Origin of the sequence: Nocardia spongicola, assembly GCF_047200775.1 — a bacterium.
GTDB lineage: Bacteria > Actinomycetota > Actinomycetes > Mycobacteriales > Mycobacteriaceae > Nocardia.
The window spans coordinates 1-5,266 of sequence record NZ_JBJZOO010000032.1; the positions used below are offsets into that span (position 1 = coordinate 1).

Annotated in this window: 2 rRNA genes; both read left to right on the top strand. The window is 56.9% G+C overall.

The annotated features are described in order from the left end of the window. The first annotated feature begins 245 nt into the window (after nucleotides 1-245). Nucleotides 246-1,764, top strand: a 16S ribosomal RNA gene (locus tag ACL02S_RS23935). 333 nt (nucleotides 1,765-2,097) lie between these two features. Then, nucleotides 2,098-5,214: ribosomal RNA gene (locus ACL02S_RS23940) — 23S ribosomal RNA — on the top strand. Together the 16S and 23S rRNA genes form the textbook arrangement of a ribosomal RNA operon. Nucleotides 5,215-5,266: the final 52 nt, after the last annotated feature.

Genomic DNA, 5,266 nt, shown 5'->3' on the forward strand with positions numbered 1-5,266 from the left:
AAAGTTGCTTCATTGAAGGTCTGGTTGTGGCTGGGCTGGATGTGGGTGCGTGTGTTCTTTGAGAACTCAATAGTGTGTCGATGAATGTCAGTGCCAAATATTTTTTGGTTCCCGGTTCTTTCATACCCCCGTGTGGAGGGGTCGGGATATTTTTTGTCAGCTAATTTTCCGGCTGGCGATTGTTTTGCTGGGTTTTCGGACTCTGGTTGTTCTGATTACACCCTTCGGGGTGTGGTTGTGAGTCTTCAACGGAGAGTTTGATCCTGGCTCAGGACGAACGCTGGCGGCGTGCTTAACACATGCAAGTCGAGCGGTAAGGCCCTTCGGGGTACACGAGCGGCGAACGGGTGAGTAACACGTGGGTGATCTGCCTCGTACTTCGGGATAAGCCTGGGAAACTGGGTCTAATACCGGATAGGACCTCTTGTCGCATGGCTTGGGGTGGAAAGATTTATCGGTGCGAGATGGGCCCGCGGCCTATCAGCTTGTTGGTGGGGTAATGGCCTACCAAGGCGACGACGGGTAGCCGGCCTGAGAGGGCGACCGGCCACACTGGGACTGAGACACGGCCCAGACTCCTACGGGAGGCAGCAGTGGGGAATATTGCACAATGGGCGGAAGCCTGATGCAGCGACGCCGCGTGAGGGATGACGGCCTTCGGGTTGTAAACCTCTTTCGACTCCGACGAAGCGAGAGTGACGGTAGGAGTAGAAGAAGCACCGGCCAACTACGTGCCAGCAGCCGCGGTAATACGTAGGGTGCGAGCGTTGTCCGGAATTACTGGGCGTAAAGAGCTTGTAGGCGGTTTGTCGCGTCGTCTGTGAAAACTCACAGCTCAACTGTGAGCTTGCAGGCGATACGGGCAGACTTGAGTACTGCAGGGGAGACTGGAATTCCTGGTGTAGCGGTGAAATGCGCAGATATCAGGAGGAACACCGGTGGCGAAGGCGGGTCTCTGGGCAGTAACTGACGCTGAGAAGCGAAAGCGTGGGTAGCGAACAGGATTAGATACCCTGGTAGTCCACGCCGTAAACGGTGGGCGCTAGGTGTGGGTTTCCTTCCACGGGATCCGTGCCGTAGCTAACGCATTAAGCGCCCCGCCTGGGGAGTACGGCCGCAAGGCTAAAACTCAAAGGAATTGACGGGGGCCCGCACAAGCGGCGGAGCATGTGGATTAATTCGATGCAACGCGAAGAACCTTACCTGGGTTTGACATACACCGGAAACCTGCAGAGATGTAGGCCCCCTTGTGGTCGGTGTACAGGTGGTGCATGGCTGTCGTCAGCTCGTGTCGTGAGATGTTGGGTTAAGTCCCGCAACGAGCGCAACCCTTGTCCTGTGTTGCCAGCACGTAATGGTGGGGACTCGCAGGAGACTGCCGGGGTCAACTCGGAGGAAGGTGGGGACGACGTCAAGTCATCATGCCCCTTATGTCCAGGGCTTCACACATGCTACAATGGACGGTACAGAGGGCTGCGAGACCGTGAGGTGGAGCGAATCCCTTAAAGCCGTTCTCAGTTCGGATCGGGGTCTGCAACTCGACCCCGTGAAGTTGGAGTCGCTAGTAATCGCAGATCAGCAACGCTGCGGTGAATACGTTCCCGGGCCTTGTACACACCGCCCGTCACGTCATGAAAGTCGGTAACACCCGAAGCCGGTGGCCCAACCCCTTGTGGGAGGGAGCCGTCGAAGGTGGGATCGGCGATTGGGACGAAGTCGTAACAAGGTAGCCGTACCGGAAGGTGCGGCTGGATCACCTCCTTTCTAAGGAGCATTCTCCAGATCACGGTCCCGAAGTGTCGGGGCTGGTGGCTGGCAGAGACCGTTCATGTCCTCGGATGTGGGACTGCGGTGCTCATGGGTGGAACGCTGACATGTGCCGGTGTGGGTTCGGGCTTGATGGTCCGGATCGTGCTGGAGGTAGTCGACACACTGTTGGGTCCTGAGAGAACACGCGAGTGTTTCTTCTCCAGGAAAGAAGTGACGATCCGTTCGGATTTCCGGTGGTACCGCAGGGCGTGGCTCTGGTCGGCCTCGGGTTGTGATTCGAGTGGGTGTGTTGTTTGAGAACTGCACAGTGGACGCGAGCATCTTTGTTAGTAAGTGTGTAAGAGCGTACGGTGGATGCCTTGGCACCAGGAGCCGATGAAGGACGTAGGAGGCTGCGATAAGCCTCGGGGAGCTGTCAACCGAGCTGAGATCCGAGGATGTCCGAATGGGGAAACCCGGCACGAGTGATGTCGTGTCACCCGCATCTGAATATATAGGGTGTCGGGAGGGAACGTGGGGAAGTGAAACATCTCAGTACCCACAGGAAGAGAAAACAACAGTGATTCCGTGAGTAGTGGCGAGCGAAAGCGGATGAGGCTAAACCAGGTAGATGTGATACCCGGCAGGGGTTGTCTATCTGGGGTCGTGGGGCTCATTTTCCTATCACTGCCGTGGTAGGCAACAGTCAGAAAAGTGCGTATTAGCCGAAGTGGTCTGGAACGGCCTGTCGTAGAGGGTGAGAATCCCGTAGGTGAAAATGCGTGCTCTGTTGTAGTGGGTGCCCGAGTAGCAGCGGGCCCGTGAAATCTGCTGTGAATCTGCCGGGACCACCCGGTAAGCCTGAATACTCCCTGGTGACCGATAGCGGACTAGTACCGTGAGGGAAAGGTGAAAAGTACCCCGGGAGGGGAGTGAAATAGTACCTGAAACCGTGCGCTTACAATCCGTCAGAGCCTCCCCTTGTGGTGGGGTGATGGCGTGCCTTTTGAAGAATGAGCCTGCGAGTCATCGGTGTGTGGCGAGGTTAACCCGTGTGGGGTAGCCGTAGCGAAAGCGAGTCCGAATAGGGCGATCTTCAGTCGTACATCATGGACCCGAAGCGGAGTGATCTACCCATGGCCAGGGTGAAGCGACGGTAAGACGTCGTGGAGGCCCGAACCCACTTAGGTTGAAAACTGAGGGGATGAGCTGTGGGTAGGGGTGAAAGGCCAATCAAACTCCGTGATAGCTGGTTCTCCCCGAAATGCATTTAGGTGCAGCGTCACGTGTTTCACGCCGGAGGTAGAGCTACTGGATGGCCTAGGGGGCCTACCAGCTTACCGAAGTCAGCCAAACTCCGAATGCCGGTGTGTGAGAGCGTGGCAGTGAGACTGCGGGGGATAAGCTTCGTAGTCGAGAGGGAAACAGCCCAGATCGCCGGCTAAGGCCCCTAAGCGTGTACTAAGTGGAAAAGGATGTGGGATCGCACAGACAACCAGGAGGTTGGCTTAGAAGCAGCCACCCTTGAAAGAGTGCGTAATAGCTCACTGGTCAAGTGGTCCTGCGCCGACAATGTAGCGGGGCTCAAGTACACCGCCGAAGCCGCGGCACTCCAGTATGAACATTCCCTTCGGGGCAGTGGCTGGGGTGGGTAGGGGAGCGTCGTGTAGCCGTGGAAGCGCCGGAGTGATCCAGGTGTGGAGGCTGCGCGAGTGAGAATGCAGGCATGAGTAGCGAAAGACGAGTGAGAAACTCGTCCGCCGAATGACCAAGGGTTCCTGGGCCAGGTTAATCCGCCCAGGGTGAGTCGGGACCTAAGGCGAGGCCGACAGGCGTAGTCGATGGACAACGGGTTGATATTCCCGTACCCGTGTATCCGCGCCCAATGGCGAGGCAGTTGTGCTAAGTGCCCAAATGTGGACGGACCTCCTTCGGGAGGCTGGAAGCGGCTGCGCACGACCCTGGCTGTAGTAGTCAAGCGATGGGGTGACGCAGGAAGGTAGCTGGGCCAGTCAGTGGTTGTACTGGTGTAAGCCTGTAGGGCGTGGCATAGGCAAATCCGTGCCACACGTAGCCTGAGAGGTGATGCGTAGCCGATTGAGGCGAATTCAGTGATCCTATGCTGCCGAGAAAAGCCTCTAGTGAGTTGGTACACGGCCCGTACCCCAAACCGACACAGGTGGTCAGGTAGAGAATACCGAGGCGATCGAGAGAACTGTGGTTAAGGAACTCGGCAAAATGCCCCCGTAACTTCGGGAGAAGGGGGACCACGTCCGGTGATGGAACTTGCTTCCGGAGCTGGGTGTGGTCGCAGAGACCAGAGAGAAGCGACTGTTTACTAAAAACACAGGTCCGTGCGAAGTCGTAAGACGAGGTATACGGACTGACGCCTGCCCGGTGCCGGAAGGTTAAGAGGACCGGTTAGCGCCTTCGGGTGCGAAGCTGAGAATTTAAGCCCCGGTAAACGGCGGTGGTAACTATAACCATCCTAAGGTAGCGAAATTCCTTGTCGGGTAAGTTCCGACCTGCACGAATGGCGTAACGACTTCTCTGCTGTCTCAACCACAGACTCGGCGAAATTGCATTACGAGTAAAGATGCTCGTTACGCGCGGCAGGACGAAAAGACCCCGGGACCTTCACTATAGCTTGGTATTGGTGTTCGGTACGGTTTGTGTAGGATAGGTGGGAGACTGTGAAGCGGGCACGCTAGTGTTCGTGGAGTCGTCGTTGAAATACCACTCTGATCGTATTGGACTTCTAACCTCGGACCATGATCTGGTTCAGGGACAGTGCCTGGTGGGTAGTTTAACTGGGGCGGTTGCCTCCCAAAATGTAACGGAGGCGCCCAAAGGTTCCCTCAGCCTGGTTGGCAATCAGGTGTCGAGTGCAAGTGCACAAGGGAGCTTGACTGTGAGACCGACAGGTCGAGCAGGGACGAAAGTCGGGACTAGTGATCCGGCACCGGCAAGTGGAAGCGGTGTCGCTCAACGGATAAAAGGTACCCCGGGGATAACAGGCTGATCTTCCCCAAGAGTCCATATCGACGGGATGGTTTGGCACCTCGATGTCGGCTCGTCGCATCCTGGGGCTGGAGTAGGTCCCAAGGGTTGGGCTGTTCGCCCATTAAAGCGGCACGCGAGCTGGGTTTAGAACGTCGTGAGACAGTTCGGTCTCTATCCGCCGCGCGCGTCAAGAAACTTGAGGAAGGCTGTCCCTAGTACGAGAGGACCGGGACGGACGAACCTCTGGTGTGCCAGTTGTCCTGCCAAGGGCACTGCTGGTTTGCTACGTTCGGAAGGGATAACCGCTGAAAGCATCTAAGCGGGAAGCCTGTTCCAAGATGAGGTTTCTCACCACCATCGAGTGGTTAAGGCCCCCCACAGACCATGGGGTTGATAGGCCGGAACTGGAAGCACGGTAACGTGTGGAGGTGACCGGTACTAACCGGCCGAGGACTTACCAACAAAGATCGCTACGCGTCCACTGTGCAGTATCTGAAACAACACACAACCCCCA